We start from the raw sequence: 14,771 nt of genomic DNA on the forward strand, positions 1-14,771 counted from the left end.
CATGGGGATAGAGGAATTAAATAGTCAAAAATCTGGTTTATTAAGTAGTATAAGTCATCAACAAGGGCAATTGGCTGAACTACAAATGAAACTAAGAAGGCTAATAACTGCTAAAGGGAAATTTGTAAATAATCTTGAAGCAATTAAACAAAATCAAGAGCAGTTTAAGTCCTTAGAAATAAACGAGAGTAGTTGGAAAGGGCAAAGAGCAACTACTTTTAAAGAAACATATGAACAACAAGTCATTTCGAATTTAGGGAAGTTTATCGGAGAACTAGGGAGAGTGCAAGAAGACATCGATCAAGCTATACGGCGGCTTGAAAGAGAAATCGCTACATGTGAGTCTAGTATTCTTTCTCTAAGTAGAAGTGTTTCAATGGTTGACGCTAGTATTCAAGTAGAAGTACAGAAGGCGGGGAAATGATAAATGGGGGAAATTAAATTAAATAAAGGGGTATTTGATGCGAAAGTAAGTGATTTGAAAAGTGGTGCTAGTGATTTAGGGAAAACGAAATTTAATGATATGAAGTTGAGTCGTACGAATTTGACTAGATTAACTCAATTTTGTGAAGCAATCGAAATGTTATCTCAAAAGGTGCAGCAATATGAACAGTTATTAGAAAATGATTTAAATAACATACAACAAGCCGGGGAGAAAATAGTCGAACAAGATGAACAACTTGAAAAAAGTTTAAGCAGCATTCCGGGCCATTAATTTTGAAATAGGGGGGATGTAAGGTGGACAAAAATATTGAATTACAGGAAGTGAAAGAACTTCAAACGCGCTTTAATTCAAATGTTGAAGAGTTAAATCAACATTTCGAATCAGTATTACAAAAAATAATGGGTGTTACACAAATTAGCTCTTTTCAAGGGAAAACAGCTGATGGAATTAAAGGGTATTTAGCCATGGTTCATGGGAAAATTATTTCTAGTTATATGGAATCAGCTGAGTTATTAAAAGGTCAATTTCAAAAAACAGTGGAGGATTTCAGTTCTACGGTTGACAGTGATGCAGATGTCAAAATTTACGGAATTTATTTGGATGATGTAAAGAAAAGAATTAATGGATACAATGAAGGGTTTAATCACTCTAATGACGAAGCGAGACAAACGGTAGGATCCATTAGTGATATTATTGCAATTCAATATCCATCATCCTCAGGAATTACGGAAGGATCTGTAAAAAGCCAAAAAGAAATTAGTGACACGCTTGAAAAGTTAGAAACTTATAACAGTCAACAAAATGACCTGCAAGCGTTTCGTGAAATGATGCATGCATTAGACAGTGGAATGAATCAAATACGAACTAATAGTGGAGATTTTTCTAGTAGTTCAATAGAAAAAATTATGTCTAGCAAGTGGTACGGAACCATAAATAATAGCACTACGGGGGGGAGTAATGGAAATTCAGGAGATGGATTGAGCATTGGAGATATTCTTTTAATGCTTGCAACGAAAGGAACAGTTATAACTGGAAAAATGGGATTCGTATTAGGAGCATTAAATTTTGTTCAAAATGCTAAACCTAAACGTACTGATCTTATTGATATTCAAAAAGGTTTCTTAGCGAATGGAAAAATCGCGAATACATGGAGTAAATGGCTTAAAGGGGTAAATTCAGCGTTCTCTGTAGCAAGTTCTAAGAGTCTTTTTGGGAAAGGGCTAAAGGAAATTCCATTAGTCGGGAAGGCAGTTACAACTATGGGGAAAGTTGCACAAGAATTTTCCACAATTGAGAAAGTAGCTGCAAAAGTAGGGAATTTAAATCACTCATTACCTGAGAACAGTATTAAAGCAATTAATGTTCCAAAACATATAATAAAAAATTTGAAACCTTTTGGTATACCGGCGGTATTAATAAACTCTGCATTTGAAGTAGGTGAACTTCATACAGCTCTTAAATCAGACAAAACCGGGGTTGAGCAGGCAACCGACGTCACTTATTCTGTAGCAAAAGTTGCAGGTAATACTTACTTTTCGTGGGCTGGAGGTGTAGGTGGTGTAGAAGCGGGAGGTGCATTAGGTACACTAATTTGCCCTGGTATCGGTACTGCTGTTGGAGCTATTGCAGGTGGAATAATTGGAGCTACTGTAGGAAGTACAGTGTTTAGTAAAGCATTTGAATATATTGCACCACGAAAAAAAATGAAAGAATATGCATCGAATTTTACAAAATCTATAAAAAAATGGTTTGAATAAACTTATTAAAGAAAAGAGGGGAATAAAAGTCTTTTAACTAGACTTTTTAACAGTTATGGAAAAAAAATATACGTTTTCTTTAGAAGAATTAGCATTCCTATTAAATTATAAAGATAATCAACCCTTTGCCAAATCACTATTACAAATAGTTTATGATGAGCTTAAAGAAACGGAAACAGAAAAGATCTTTTTAACAGCAGCACATTCCTTATTAGCAAGGAATTTACTAACATTTGATGAACAAAAACAAGAAGTATTCCCAAAGCCTGATGTAGAAATATTATTTAATATTTTTAATCGTCCATCTATTTCTATTTTATTGCAAAAAATTGATTTTCAAAATGATATAACAATCACTGGTAATATTTATAATCAAGGTGACTTTAATATTTCATATCAAAGTACGAATGGAATTGTACATACAATTAAAAATTTATCAGATTATGAATTGTATGCAGAAGCAAAAAATCTATTGCAAATTGAGATTGAAAAACAAAATATAAATATTGATTTAGAAGAAACTTTACCAAATCATGTAGTACAAGAAATTGGTAATCTTATTACTTTGTCTATTGAAGAGGGGAAAAATATTTTAATTGAGAACGGTGTAAAACCTTCACATGCAGAAGTTTTCCTAAATGATATAAAAACAACAAAAAGTATATACAGTGTTATGCGACTTGATACACAAGACAAAGGTGAGGTTATTTCAGATAAAGGTTTCTTTATTATTGAAACAGCACATACACAATGGATATTATCTCATTTAGAAGATAGTACTATATTTGATTTATCACAACTAGACGATAATAGTACATTTACTTTATCTCAATTATCAAAAGGGAATTTTGAAAATGGAATGAAAACATTATTTATAAGTTAAATAGTAGAGAGAGGAATGTAACGCCTTGGATAAAGATCCTAAAACTGCAAAAACAGAAAAAGGTTTATTTGAAAGTGTAATAGCACCTATTATTGTCGGGATTATGTTTATTTTTTTAATTTTATATAAAGTAGCAGAGTTTCTGGGGAAATGGCTCATTATCTTGTCAATACCGAGCTTTATTGTTACTATGTTTATTTTTTTATATCAGAAAGAATATGGAGGTGTATTGGTTGGTGGGATAGGCTTAATAATAATGCTATCGATGTATTTTGTGTTTGTTAGAAAAAGTAAAAAGGGTTAATTCTATGTTGCAAACTAAAAAAGCTTTTTGTGTGGCGTTAAATTTATCTACAAAAATATAATTATTACATGAACGAAGTGAAAATAAAAAAAGTCTATTAAAAGACAGATAATCACCTATTATTTGTGGTTGATTATCTTCTTTTGTCTGTATATCGGTTTGGCTTTTAATCATTATTTAAAGTATGTCATACACCCTACTGTCCAGCTATACGTATCTGATCTTAGCCCGTTCCTTCATTTTTTATCTTAGAAATAGCATGGGCAGAAAGAGCGATAGTTTAAACATGTCGGGAGATTAAGTAGGAGTTACATGATGATAGGATAAATCAAGAACGTGTTGTGATGTAGAGGCACAAATCAAAATAGATTTATAATACCGAAATTAATAGGAGAATCATATGGAAAAATATTATATTTATGAATCGAAAGTTAAATTAATCAGAAGGTTTTTTTTATTCGTTGTAATTGAAGTTTTGTTGCTTATTTTTGTTATATTCACTTTCTCGTCTGAGGAAGCTTACTATGTAAGGGGGGCTATAGTTGGGATCGGTGCATTAATCATGTTAGTTGCTTTGTGGAAAATATTTAAGAAGATTATGAATAGAACACCAGTAGCCATTTTAGAATCAGAGTATATTACGGTTATTAATGATGCTAAATATCCTGTGAAAATCGCTTTAAAAGATGTAAATAGTATTTTACCCTATAAAATTCGCAGGCAGTCGTTCTTAGGAGTTTTGATAGAGGATGATGTTGAAGAGCAATATATAGCTTCTTTACCAACGAAAGCGCAACGGATGTATCGAATTAATAAGCGTACTGGATTTGTACCGTTTAATATTCATATGAACTTATTAGAAATAGACAGAGAAACATTAGTTGCTAAGCTAGAAGAATATCATATGAACGTTTTAGCTCCAGAAGATGAAGCGCAGTAATATAATAGGAGCAGTAACTTGATTTCATTTTTGAAAAATTTTTTATCTGTTATAAATGAAGCATCTCAAAAGAGATAGTTTTGAATAGTATAAAGCTATATGGTGCCAATAGAACCTTCTCTTTTCATGTAAATGAGAAGGTTTTTATTTTAAATCTACATGATTTAAGTAAAGGTAGTTAAAGGTGGGAAACTTGGATGTGGGATATAAAAGAAGAAGATTTAGATGAATTTAAAATTACATGTAGAAATCGTTTAAGTCCTGAGGCTGCTGTAGGTTTTATGTTAGGTTCAATCATATACACCTCATTAATAATGTTAGGTGTAATTTATGGTTTGGTGAAATTTGGTTGGTCCGTATATCCTAGTTTACTAGATGAAGCAATTATTAAAATAGAGTTATGTTTGTATAGCATACAAATCATTTTTCTTATTGTATATTTATTTCCCAAAACTCGTTTTAAATTGCAAAAGTTACAAGCTATAGTTATATTGCTATATGCACTTCAACTTGCGACTATAGGATTTGTAACAGTAGTTGTTTCGAGTATTTTCGGTTATTCAAATGATCGTGTTACATTGACTTATGGAGCCTTATTATTGTTAGGAGCCTTTATTATTCATATTTTTACAACAATTAATACCTTTAAGCAAGCTAGCGAAGGCGCATTTAGTAAGTGGGAAAATTCAGTTTCATTTTTTAGTAAGACAAAAGATTTATTAATGATTGCCTCTATACTATATGTATTAACTCTCTTAATCTTAATTTATATTAATAATGATTATACGATGGGGCAAATAGGTTGGTATGCCATATTGACCCTTATACTATATTCGGTAGCCATAGGCGCAGCTGAATTCCAATTATTAGCCTATTGTAGATTTAAATTTCCATCATTTTATATTTCGTGGGAGGAACATGAAAGGGAACGTCAGAAAAGACTAAAGCTTTATGAAGAGAAGGAAAAAAGAAAACTAAAGAAATAAAATAAGTTTTGTGTCGAAATGAGGAAAGATGAATGCTTAAAATAAAGGAAGAAGATTTAGGTTTTTTCAAAATTGAAAATAAAAATCGATTAAGTCCGGATTATATAAGAATCTTTTGTGGGGGAGTTTTTGCATATACTTCTATACCCATGCTTATTATGTTTTTAGCTTTTTTGTTGAACGGTGACAAGATTTCTCTAAATCCTTTTGAAAAGATAGTTGTACAAACTGAGGTTAAGTTGTATGTTTTGGAGTTCATTTTTTTAATATTATTCATGTCTAAAAAGATTGCTTTTAAATTACAGAAACTACAAACAATCGTAACTGTATTTTATGCTTTTCAGTTAGCGACATTACCTTTCATAGTTATGGTTGTTGAAGGAATATATGATTTTCCATGTGACAATAAAACATTGGTTTATATCGGTTTAATACTATTAGGAGCAATCTGTACCCACATTGTAGCAACGATCGATGTTTTTAGAAAAGCAAAGCATGGAGGATATAAATTAGAAGGACCGGCTGTCTCATTTTTTACTAACACGAAATTATATTTATTGATCGGAATAACGATCGGTGTAATAGTTCTACTTGTATTAATTTTTTTAAACCTTAATTATACATTTGATGAAATGGCAATTTATGTGACACAAACAATAATATTATATATATTCGCTGTAGTATCAGCAGAATTCGTCCTATTGGTGTATTGTCGCTTTAAATTTCCATCATTTAATATTACGTGGGAACAACATGAAAAGGAACGCCAAGAATTTATAGCAAATAGAAAAAGAATAAGAGAGAAAGAACAAAAGCGAAACAAAAACTGAAAAGAAAGTTATAAATGATACTCGTAAACTTATATTGAAGATAGAATGAATACATTATTCATAAATTAACTAGTAAAGGGAGGAATGTAATATCTTGAATAAAGATTCTAAAGCTGTAAAAAAAGAAAAAGGTTTATTTGAAAGTGTAATAGCACCTATTATTGTCGGATTATGTTTATTTTTTTATACCAGAAAGAATATGGAGGTGTATTGGTTTGTGGAATAGGCTTAATACTAATGCTATCGCTGTATTTTGTGTTTGTTAAAAAAAGTAAAAAAGGTTAGTTTAATATGAAATACCAAAAACATTTATTTACTCTCAGTTTGTCTACAAAAATAGAGTTATTACATGATTTTAGAAAAGATGGTGTAATTATATGTGGAATATAAAAGAAAAAGATTTAGATGAATTTAAAATAACATGTAGAAATCGCTTAAGCCCAGAAGATTCTATGGTGTTTATGTTTGGAGGAATAGTTTATAGTTCATTATTCATGCTTTTTATTTTGGCAGCATTAATTAAGATTGGCTGGGGTTACTATCCAACTCTCTTTGACAAAATAATTGTTAGTATTGAATTAGTGTTATATGGTTTGCAAGTAATCTTTTTCATTCTATATCTAATTCCAAAAGCTCGTTTCAAATATCAAAAGTTGCAAGCATTTGTGATATTATTATTTGCATTTCAGCTAGGAACTATAGGATTCACATTATTTATACTTCCAGCAATTTCAAATTATTCAATTGATCAAATTACATTATTGTATGTGGGCGTATTATTCCTAGGAGCAGTTTTTGTTCATCTGGTGACAACGATTGATACCTTTAAACAAGCAGAGAGTGGAGCATTTAGTATGGATGAAAGAGCAACTTCATTTTTTAGTAAAATAAAAAACAATACAATGATTGGTATTACGATATATGTACTAACCCTTCTTATTTTAATTTATTTTCATAATAATTATGAAACAGGGGTTTTAGTGGGGTATATGGCAGGAACCCTTGTAATGTACACAGTAGCCATAGGTGGAGCAGAGTTCCAATTATTAGCCTATTGTAGATTTAAGTTTCCGTCATTTTATATTTCGTGGGAAGAGCACGAAAAGGAACGTCAGAAAAGACTAAAGCTTTATGAAGAAAAGGAAAAAAAGCAAGCCAAAGAAATAAAATAAGTTTTGATTTCTGAAAATTCGAACGGAATATATAAACAATTAAGGATTGTATAAAAATCGATGCTATTAAAAATTAAAGTATCTTCAATATAATCTGTATGAGTTAATAAATACCGGTAAGTAAAGGTGAACTATATTACTATCAAAATGGGAATGTAATGAACCTAAAAATGCCTAGAGAAATCAAGGGGGTGTCAGTATGAAGTTAAAGAAGAAAGCTAGGATGATGATAGTTCTGTTAATAGTATCAAGTTTATTAAGTGGATGTAGTTTTGGGGAGACGAAGATAGATTATAAGCCATTTGTCAAAGCTTTGGATGAAGGTGATATGAAAAAGGTTATGTCTGCGAGTGATGATGGATATGCGTATGTGAAACAAAGAGGTATATATAGTACATATGAGCAAAAGGAAGATGGAGAGCACAGTAAAACAATCTATCAAACTTCGAAAGGCATATATAATACGAAAGATAAAAGTTTATATGGAAATACAACACAAGAAATTACCTCGGAAGTAGATAATAAAAATTATAAAGAAGAAGTTAATTATAGTACAAATATTAGTTATGAGAATGGACAGGTACAAAGTAGGGATTCAAGTCTGGATGTTTCATACGTGAACTTAATTGTAGATCGTTTAAAAGGGATAGGGAAACTAAAGATGAAGTCAGGAGGTGATATAAAAAAGTTTGGTCAGCCTAGTACTGTTGGATATACACTAACTGAATCAGAGTTTCAAAATATTATTAATGATAAGTTGAAAATACAATATGATGAATATGGTGGTGGATCGATCGCACTGCATATTGAGTTTACAAAGGGCTCAGAGCAGATATTGGAAGTGAGTATTGTAGTGAATTATAAAAAGAGAAATGAAGAAGGAAAGTCAGTAGAACACATATCACAAATACACACATACTTTGATAGTCAACAAGGTAATAATCAGGACGCGAGACAGGAATATATTGATTTTAAAGCACAGTATAATAAGAAGCAGTAATATTAAAAAGAGCATTTGCACGTAAAGATAATAGCGACATAGGTGTGATAAATATTTCATAAATATAGTGGAAAGAATTTGAGGATAAACGCCCCAATTGCTGGAGTAGATGCAACAATTGGGGCGTTTATCTATCTAAAATTAGCTTGAATACATGACATGTTTTAGTTAGGGGCATGGCTTTACAAGTAGTTTCTTCATAATAACGGTGTGGGGTTTTTGTGTAATCAGCTTTTATTGCTAAGTTACAACTATTTTCGTTTATAGAGTATCTCTTATTATCGATACATCGTCCACATTCCAATGTCTTTAAATCCTAGTCGTTTATAAATTCGTCCAGCAGCTGGATTGTTATAAAATAAACAAAGTGTTCGGCCTTCTTTCGTAAAGTCTTGGATCATTTTTTGTAATATGAGTGAAGCGTAACCATTTCCGCGATAATTCGGGTGTGTACATACACCAACTACCATAGCAGATAATGAATTTTCAGCGGAAGTAGAGGCGGATGCGATGATCACGCCATCTTTTTCAATATAGTATGTGCGTCCTGTATTTGTTTCGATAGCCTGCCTTAATATTTTCTCTGATTCATTGGTAGTCGGAAATTCAGCGATGTCACTTCGTAATTTCATAATTCGTTCTATATCATCGAGTGAGGCAAGTTTAATTGTTTCATGAATTGGTGTGCTAGGTAAGTTGTTGTCATTTAGACATTCGCAAAAATACATTTCATTTTTAGTACCTAGTTGTATATTTGAAGCAGTTTCAAATTGTTCTACGATAGTTGACTTACCAGAGAGTTTAAGCGGCTTATATGTGGAAAGAAGTGCCTCATAATCAGTGGTAATAAATTCTTCTTTACTATAGGGTATAAATGAATCGTGGAATCGGAGTAGAATTGATTTTAATGTTCCATTCTCTTTAAATACTCCCCATAATTCTTGAAAATCTGTGTCATAACCGAAAGCTTCAATATCTCCAATAATAAACAAGTTAAGGGCTGCTTCTTCTTTTAGATAAGCGAATACTTGTTCATGATCTTTCTTTGTTAATTTTCGCATCATAACGAATCGACCTCTTTTTTTATTTTTCTAAATATTACAACTTAAGTTTTTTGAAATCAATATAAAATTTTATGTTTAGTTCACAAACTTTCGGAAAAACTAGGAAAGATATGACAAAGGAGGTTATGAACGGTGGATCATCCAATTCAAGGGTTAATGAAAGCAGCAATGGAAAATTTAAAAGAAATGGTCGATGTAAATACGATTGTTGGAGAGCCTGTTCAAACGGCTGACGGTGGTGTAGTGTTAACGGTTTCTAAAGTAGCGTTCGGTTTTGGAGCAGGAGGTTCTGATTTCCAAACGAATGATGGACAAAGAGCGAACGGTAACCCTGCATTTGGTGGCGGTAGCGCGGGTGGTGTTTCGATTACACCAGTAGCATTTCTTGTGGTGAATAAAGATGGAGTAAATATTCTACATCTACAAAATGCGACACATTTAGCAGAAAAAATGATTGAATTAGCTCCACAAACAATTGATAAAATTCAATCGATGTTCCAAAAAGAAGAAAAGAAAGAGGGAAATCATCATCCTCAAAACCCTGATGAAATCCTTTAAAAACGCCTGCTTATGAGCAGGCGTTTTTTCTTGTAATCACTATGTAATAAAACACATGAAATTGTAAATAGTTTTTGAAGTTTTTTCTATGTTTCTAAAATTTTTCATGTTAAAATATGCTATAGAATTGAAACATATAAAACGAAGGTGGCTAGGTGCTTTGTCTGGAGGATCTGACCAAGTAAAGAATATGATATATATTAATGGTAATCGTCGAGGTCATTGTTTTATTACATCAGGAATTACGTTTAAAGAGTTTGCGAGTAACATCCCTTCACCGCTTCATCAAGTGTTGCTTTTAAAGCACAACTTTGAATGGACGGATTTTCATTATCATACTTTATTTGAATATGTTGAGGAAGAAAATATACATAAGTTAATTCAAGCAGAGATTGATGAATTTGATGAATTTTGTTGGGTAGATTTTGATGATGCAAGCGATTTAGATGAATTAGAGCCGAAAGAAATTGCAGAATTATTATATTTGGCTCACAAAAAAGAACCACTTGCAAGAACATTCTTTCCGTTACTGAAAAATCGATTTGTTTATTTTTCACATGATGACGGATGGTACAACAAAGTGTATTATCGTAGAATTGCTGATTTTGTAGGAATGTTAAGTAAAGTCATTCCGTATAAACTCGGTGCTTTCGGTAAGAAACGTTTTTCTTTCTTCCAAAAATCAAAAATTTTCCCAGCGATTTCAAAAGAATTGATTATGGGACTTATTCCACTAATGGAAGATGGTCTTTACATAGATCTAGCAGGGAAGATTGAGTCAAGAAGAGGTCTTGAAATTCCGGTATATGTAGTTGGTTCGTATGAAAGTACGGATGAGGTGTTAGATAATATCGATGAATTGAAAGAGGAAGCAACAGAAACAGGTTGGCTCATTTTTGATAAGAAAGAACAAGAGTGGCAATGGGTTGTTGACTAAGAAAACTTGGCGTATGAAGTCAAGTTTTCTTGTCATTTGAAAGGAGTACAAATGAAGAAATATTATACAATTGTGGGTATTATAAGTATTATTCTCGTGGCAATATTACTTATAACTTGTCCGAAAGAATCAGATTTTAAAGTGTATGTACAGGATAAGTATGCGTTGAATTGTAATGAGAGTAGTTTTGAATGCACGCAAAATGTAGATGGTAAAAAAGAAAAACTACAATTTGAAAGTACAGATGCACGAAATGGTGTATTCTTTATGACTGTAAAGCAAACATTTAAAACAGAAGCTGGTGTTTCAAAAGAATATAGCGGAGTAGGAATGTTTGGTACATTTCTTTTTGTTTCAGAGAAGACTTTCTAGTAATAGAAGGTCTTTTTTTTATGCTTATGTTCATATAGATGAAGTAAGACAAGCATAGGAGGGGTATTGATGAAGAACACATGTATTGTTTGTGGCGGTGAGGAGTTTTTTTCCTCAACGTTATATGCACGTACGAAACAAGATTGGGCATATGCACCAAACATGTATCGATTTGAAAAAGTATTTATTGAGCATCGAGATGAAGAAAATTATCCAGTGTTTCAAGAAATTACAGCGAAACATTGTTGTGGATGCGGCCATATTATGTTGTATCATGAATGAACACACCAAGTATGACTTGGTGTGTTTTTTTAAAACGCTGACAAAGCAAGCGGATAAAGTAAAGTAAATAAAACAGAAAAACTACCAAAACCAATGGCTGTATATCCAAGTGTTCTTGCTCCGAAATTGACAGCTAATAGGCCAACTAAAATTGCTAGGGAGCCGAGCGTAACTGGATAAAAAGCAATGGAGAATAACGAAAGAAATAAAGCGACATAGCCTACCATTGCACCGGTATTTGTACCTTCTATCTCATTTGCAATTTCTTTACGCTTATGTCTAATTGGAATGCCAGCTGGTGATATTTCAGCTGCATACTCTTCGTTTTTTTCACCACTTTTAAAATGATGATTTCTTTTTCTTCGCATGTACATCCCTCTCTTTCAATTGGGTGTACCTATAGTATCTTTCATAAAGAGAAGAACATGAGTATGAGTTAAACCCAAGTAAAGCAAAAAATGGAGAATACGTATTCCATCGTTAACATATCCATCTCCTATTGAAGATAAAGTGAGGGATTTTTTCCATCACGACTGATTATCAGCCAGCAACAATTGGATTTTTATGAGCAGTTCTCTCCCATTAACTGGTCCGCATCCATTGAATTTTGAGGTAGGTGTCTTACTGCAAGCGGGATAAAACAGGAATTTTGGAAAATGATGTAGAATGAAATGAGTGATAAAGCGTGAAGGTAGGGGAATGCATGACGAAATTTAATTGGCATGAATCAGCAGAAAAGAAATGGGATAGTAGCGCAGAGTTTTGGAATCAAAATAGTCAAGAGATGTGGGACAGTGGTAGTAGAAGTACAATTATTCCGTTTTTTGAACAATACGTAAAGAAAGAAGCACAAGTGCTCGATGTTGGTTGTGGTGATGGGTACGGTACATATAAATTAAGTAGCGCAGGCTATAAAGCAGTGGGAGTAGATTTATCGGAAGTGATGATTCAAAAAGGTAAGGAGCGCGGAGAAGGACCGAATTTATCTTTTATAAAAGGCGATCTTTCTGCATTACCATTTGAAAATGAGCAATTTGAATCAATTATGGCAATTAATTCTTTAGAATGGACGGAAGAGCCATTACGAGCGTTAAATGAAATAAAGCGTGTGTTAAAGAAAGATGGATATGCATGTATTGCAATTTTAGGACCGACAGCAAAGCCACGAGAGAACAGTTATCCTCGCTTGTATGGAAAAGACGTTGTTTGTAATACGATGATGCCTTGGGAATTTGAACAGTTAGCGAAAGAACAAGGTTTTAAAGTTATAGATGGCATCGGCGTATATAAGCGCGGAGTAAATGAGAAGATGTTAGGTCAACTACCTACAGAGTTACAACAATCGTTAACATTCTTATGGGTATTTATGTTAAAAAACGTATAAAGAAATGAAAGAATTTTTAGGAGGTAAATAAGTGCAGAAAATACAAAAAACTGATACAATATCATCAGAACCAATTAAAGGGGGACTAGGGTATATGACAACTACTACAACAGTGAAATCCGATATTGAAATCGCACAAGAAGCGAGTATGAAGAAGATTCAAGAAATTGCAGCTGATTTAAATATTTTAGAAGATGAATTAGAGCCATACGGACATTATAAAGGTAAGTTATCTCTTGATATTTTTAAGCGCTTACAAGATGAGGAAGACGGTAAAGTTGTTTTAGTAACAGCGATTAACCCAACTCCAGCTGGAGAAGGTAAATCAACAGTAACAGTTGGTTTAGGTCAAGCTTTTAACAAAATTGGTAAGAAAACAGTAATTGCACTTCGCGAACCATCTCTTGGACCAACGATGGGATTAAAAGGCGGAGCAGCAGGTGGCGGTTTTTCACAAGTCGTACCAATGGAAGACATTAACCTTCACTTTACTGGAGATATCCATGCGATCACAACTGCCAATAACGCATTAGCAGCGTTTATTGATAATCATATCCAACAAGGAAACACACTTGGAATTGATACGCGTAAAATCGTTTGGAAACGCTGTGTTGACTTAAATGATCGTGCCCTTCGTAACGTAGTAATTGGTCTTGGTGGACCTGTACAAGGTGTACCACGTGAAGACGGTTTTGACATTACAGTAGCATCTGAAATTATGGCCGTGTTCTGCCTTGCAACAGATATTCAAGACTTAAAAGCGCGTCTATCTCGCATCGTAGTTGCTTATAACTTTGCAAATCAACCTGTAACGGTTAAAGATTTAGGTGTAGAAGGTGCGTTAACACTATTATTAAAAGACGCATTAAAGCCGAACTTAGTACAAACGTTAGAAAATACACCAGCTATCATTCATGGCGGACCATTTGCGAATATCGCTCACGGTTGTAACAGTGTTATCGCTACAACAATGGCAGCAAAATTAGGTGATTATGTTATTACAGAGGCTGGATTCGGTGCTGATTTAGGCGCTGAGAAGTTTTTAGATATTAAAGCTCGTGCAGCTGGCATTAAACCAGAAGCAGTTGTTATTGTTGCGACGATTCGTGCGCTTAAAATGCATGGCGGCGTTGCAAAAGATCAATTAAAAGAAGAAAATGTAGATGCATTAGCAAAAGGTATGGAAAACTTACAGAAGCATGTTGAAACAATTCAAAGCTTCGGTGTGCCTTTCGTAATTGCAATTAATAAATTCATTACAGATACAGATGCAGAAGTTACATACTTACAAGAGTGGTGTAATGAGCGTGGCTATGCAGTATCCTTAACAGAAGTTTGGGAGAAAGGTGGCCAAGGCGGAGTTGACCTTGCTGAAAAAGTACTAAAAGAAATCGAAAAAGGTGAAAACAACTACGCACCACTTTATGAATTAGAATTACCATTAGAAGAAAAAATTCGTACAATTGCTCAAAAAGTATATGGCGCAAAAGATATTGAATTTGCTCCGAAAGCACGTAAGCAATTAGCTCAATATGAAGGAGAAGGTTGGAGTAATCTACCAGTTTGTATGGCGAAAACACAATACTCTCTTTCTGACGATGCAACAAAATTAGGTCGTCCATCTGACTTTATCGTTACAATTCGTGAGTTAAAACCATCTATCGGTGCAGGCTTTATCGTTGCGTTAACAGGTACAATGTTAACAATGCCTGGTCTTCCAAAACAGCCAGCAGCACTTCAAATGGATGTAAATGAAGATGGAAAAGCAGTAGGTTTATTCTAAAAGGTTGTAATTCATCTCGTTTATCTGTAAACTATATATACATCAAGTGGCGCCTTTCCATCGAAAGGCGCCTG

Annotated in this window: 18 protein-coding genes and 1 pseudogene; 17 read left to right on the forward strand and 2 right to left on the reverse strand. The window is 33.2% G+C overall.

Features of this window, described 5'->3' with window-relative positions:
* Position 1 precedes the first annotated feature (1 nt).
* The 11 genes and pseudogenes from NST90_RS10190 (at position 2) to NST90_RS10240 (ending at position 8,317) form a co-directional block, all read left to right on the forward strand.
* A complete protein-coding gene (locus tag NST90_RS10190; RefSeq protein ID WP_000510565.1) occupies positions 2–424 on the forward strand; it encodes a DUF5082 family protein in 423 nt (140 codons plus the stop codon).
* A gap of 3 nt (positions 425–427) precedes the next feature.
* A complete protein-coding gene (locus NST90_RS10195) occupies positions 428–715 on the forward strand; it encodes a TIGR04197 family type VII secretion effector (protein WP_003193397.1) in 288 nt (95 codons plus the stop codon).
* A gap of 23 nt (positions 716–738) precedes the next feature.
* Complete coding sequence (locus NST90_RS10200; protein ID WP_087967961.1) at positions 739–2,202, forward strand: T7SS effector LXG polymorphic toxin; 1,464 nt, start codon at positions 739–741, stop codon at positions 2,200–2,202.
* 55 nt (positions 2,203–2,257) lie between these two features.
* Positions 2,258–3,085: a hypothetical protein gene (locus NST90_RS10205; RefSeq protein ID WP_003193393.1), complete on the forward strand. Its 828-nt coding sequence runs from the start codon at positions 2,258–2,260 to the stop codon at positions 3,083–3,085.
* Positions 3,086–3,110: 25 nt separating this feature from the next.
* Positions 3,111–3,389 (forward strand): hypothetical protein, encoded by a 279-nt coding sequence (locus NST90_RS10210; protein ID WP_003193391.1) that lies wholly within the window; start codon positions 3,111–3,113, stop codon positions 3,387–3,389.
* Between the two features lie 400 nt (positions 3,390–3,789).
* Entirely contained in the window at positions 3,790–4,329 is a 540-nt protein-coding gene (locus NST90_RS10215; protein ID WP_003193390.1) for an STM3941 family protein, read from the forward strand.
* 197 nt (positions 4,330–4,526) lie between these two features.
* Positions 4,527–5,315: a hypothetical protein gene (locus NST90_RS10220; RefSeq protein WP_006923827.1), complete on the forward strand. Its 789-nt coding sequence runs from the start codon at positions 4,527–4,529 to the stop codon at positions 5,313–5,315.
* Between the two features lie 32 nt (positions 5,316–5,347).
* Positions 5,348–6,145, forward strand: a complete 798-nt coding sequence (locus tag NST90_RS10225; RefSeq protein ID WP_006923828.1) for a hypothetical protein — start codon at positions 5,348–5,350, stop codon at positions 6,143–6,145.
* A 94-nt stretch (positions 6,146–6,239) separates the two neighbouring features.
* Positions 6,240–6,430, forward strand: a pseudogene (locus NST90_RS10230) (hypothetical protein).
* 92 nt (positions 6,431–6,522) lie between these two features.
* A complete protein-coding gene (locus NST90_RS10235) occupies positions 6,523–7,317 on the forward strand; it encodes a hypothetical protein (RefSeq protein WP_283748200.1) in 795 nt (264 codons plus the stop codon).
* A gap of 199 nt (positions 7,318–7,516) precedes the next feature.
* Positions 7,517–8,317, forward strand: a complete 801-nt coding sequence (locus NST90_RS10240; protein WP_283748199.1) for a DUF3952 domain-containing protein — start codon at positions 7,517–7,519, stop codon at positions 8,315–8,317.
* A gap of 278 nt (positions 8,318–8,595) precedes the next feature.
* Here NST90_RS10240 and NST90_RS10245 read toward each other — a convergent pair whose 3' ends face one another.
* A complete protein-coding gene (locus NST90_RS10245) occupies positions 8,596–9,381 on the reverse strand; it encodes a GNAT family N-acetyltransferase (RefSeq protein ID WP_000984760.1) in 786 nt (261 codons plus the stop codon).
* A gap of 132 nt (positions 9,382–9,513) precedes the next feature.
* On the opposite strand from NST90_RS10245, the gene ytfJ reads away from it, so the two are divergent.
* From ytfJ to NST90_RS10265, 4 genes are all read left to right on the forward strand, one after another.
* Positions 9,514–9,939 (forward strand): GerW family sporulation protein, encoded by a 426-nt coding sequence (ytfJ, locus tag NST90_RS10250; RefSeq protein ID WP_000349991.1) that lies wholly within the window; start codon positions 9,514–9,516, stop codon positions 9,937–9,939.
* A 160-nt stretch (positions 9,940–10,099) separates the two neighbouring features.
* Positions 10,100–10,876, forward strand: a complete 777-nt coding sequence (locus NST90_RS10255; RefSeq protein WP_000014087.1) for an oxalate:formate antiporter — start codon at positions 10,100–10,102, stop codon at positions 10,874–10,876.
* Between the two features lie 51 nt (positions 10,877–10,927).
* Complete coding sequence (locus tag NST90_RS10260) at positions 10,928–11,248, forward strand: hypothetical protein (protein WP_000761174.1); 321 nt, start codon at positions 10,928–10,930, stop codon at positions 11,246–11,248.
* Positions 11,249–11,317: 69 nt separating this feature from the next.
* Positions 11,318–11,530: a hypothetical protein gene (locus NST90_RS10265; RefSeq protein ID WP_000798747.1), complete on the forward strand. Its 213-nt coding sequence runs from the start codon at positions 11,318–11,320 to the stop codon at positions 11,528–11,530.
* A gap of 29 nt (positions 11,531–11,559) precedes the next feature.
* Here NST90_RS10265 and NST90_RS10270 read toward each other — a convergent pair whose 3' ends face one another.
* Complete coding sequence (locus NST90_RS10270; protein WP_001253201.1) at positions 11,560–11,898, reverse strand: hypothetical protein; 339 nt, start codon at positions 11,896–11,898, stop codon at positions 11,560–11,562.
* A gap of 335 nt (positions 11,899–12,233) precedes the next feature.
* On the opposite strand from NST90_RS10270, the gene NST90_RS10275 reads away from it, so the two are divergent.
* Positions 12,234–12,914: a class I SAM-dependent methyltransferase gene (locus tag NST90_RS10275; protein WP_000160049.1), complete on the forward strand. Its 681-nt coding sequence runs from the start codon at positions 12,234–12,236 to the stop codon at positions 12,912–12,914.
* A gap of 94 nt (positions 12,915–13,008) precedes the next feature.
* Positions 13,009–14,697 (forward strand): formate--tetrahydrofolate ligase, encoded by a 1,689-nt coding sequence (locus tag NST90_RS10280; RefSeq protein WP_013141915.1) that lies wholly within the window; start codon positions 13,009–13,011, stop codon positions 14,695–14,697.
* The last annotated feature ends 74 nt before the right edge of the window (positions 14,698–14,771 follow it).

Source organism: Bacillus sp. FSL E2-8900 (assembly GCF_037966225.1).
In the GTDB taxonomy this organism is placed as follows: domain Bacteria; phylum Bacillota; class Bacilli; order Bacillales; family Bacillaceae_G; genus Bacillus_A; species Bacillus_A cereus.

Excerpts from the sequence above, each read along its gene's own strand:
- NST90_RS10190 (WP_000510565.1), top strand. The coding sequence starts at position 2 with ATGGGGATAGAGGAATTAAATAGTCAAAAATCTGGTTTATTAAGTAGT.
- NST90_RS10195 (WP_003193397.1), top strand. The coding sequence starts at position 428 with ATGGGGGAAATTAAATTAAATAAAGGGGTATTTGATGCGAAAGTAAGT.
- NST90_RS10205 (WP_003193393.1), top strand. The coding sequence starts at position 2,258 with ATGGAAAAAAAATATACGTTTTCTTTAGAAGAATTAGCATTCCTATTA.
- NST90_RS10215 (WP_003193390.1), top strand. The coding sequence starts at position 3,790 with ATGGAAAAATATTATATTTATGAATCGAAAGTTAAATTAATCAGAAGG.
- NST90_RS10220 (WP_006923827.1), top strand. The coding sequence starts at position 4,527 with ATGTGGGATATAAAAGAAGAAGATTTAGATGAATTTAAAATTACATGT.
- NST90_RS10225 (WP_006923828.1), top strand. The coding sequence starts at position 5,348 with ATGCTTAAAATAAAGGAAGAAGATTTAGGTTTTTTCAAAATTGAAAAT.
- NST90_RS10235 (WP_283748200.1), top strand. The coding sequence starts at position 6,523 with ATGTGGAATATAAAAGAAAAAGATTTAGATGAATTTAAAATAACATGT.
- NST90_RS10240 (WP_283748199.1), top strand. The coding sequence starts at position 7,517 with ATGAAGTTAAAGAAGAAAGCTAGGATGATGATAGTTCTGTTAATAGTA.
- NST90_RS10245 (WP_000984760.1), bottom strand. The coding sequence starts at position 9,381 with ATGATGCGAAAATTAACAAAGAAAGATCATGAACAAGTATTCGCTTAT.
- NST90_RS10260 (WP_000761174.1), top strand. The coding sequence starts at position 10,928 with ATGAAGAAATATTATACAATTGTGGGTATTATAAGTATTATTCTCGTG.
- NST90_RS10265 (WP_000798747.1), top strand. The coding sequence starts at position 11,318 with ATGAAGAACACATGTATTGTTTGTGGCGGTGAGGAGTTTTTTTCCTCA.
- NST90_RS10270 (WP_001253201.1), bottom strand. The coding sequence starts at position 11,898 with ATGCGAAGAAAAAGAAATCATCATTTTAAAAGTGGTGAAAAAAACGAA.
- NST90_RS10275 (WP_000160049.1), top strand. The coding sequence starts at position 12,234 with ATGACGAAATTTAATTGGCATGAATCAGCAGAAAAGAAATGGGATAGT.
- NST90_RS10280 (WP_013141915.1), top strand. The coding sequence starts at position 13,009 with ATGACAACTACTACAACAGTGAAATCCGATATTGAAATCGCACAAGAA.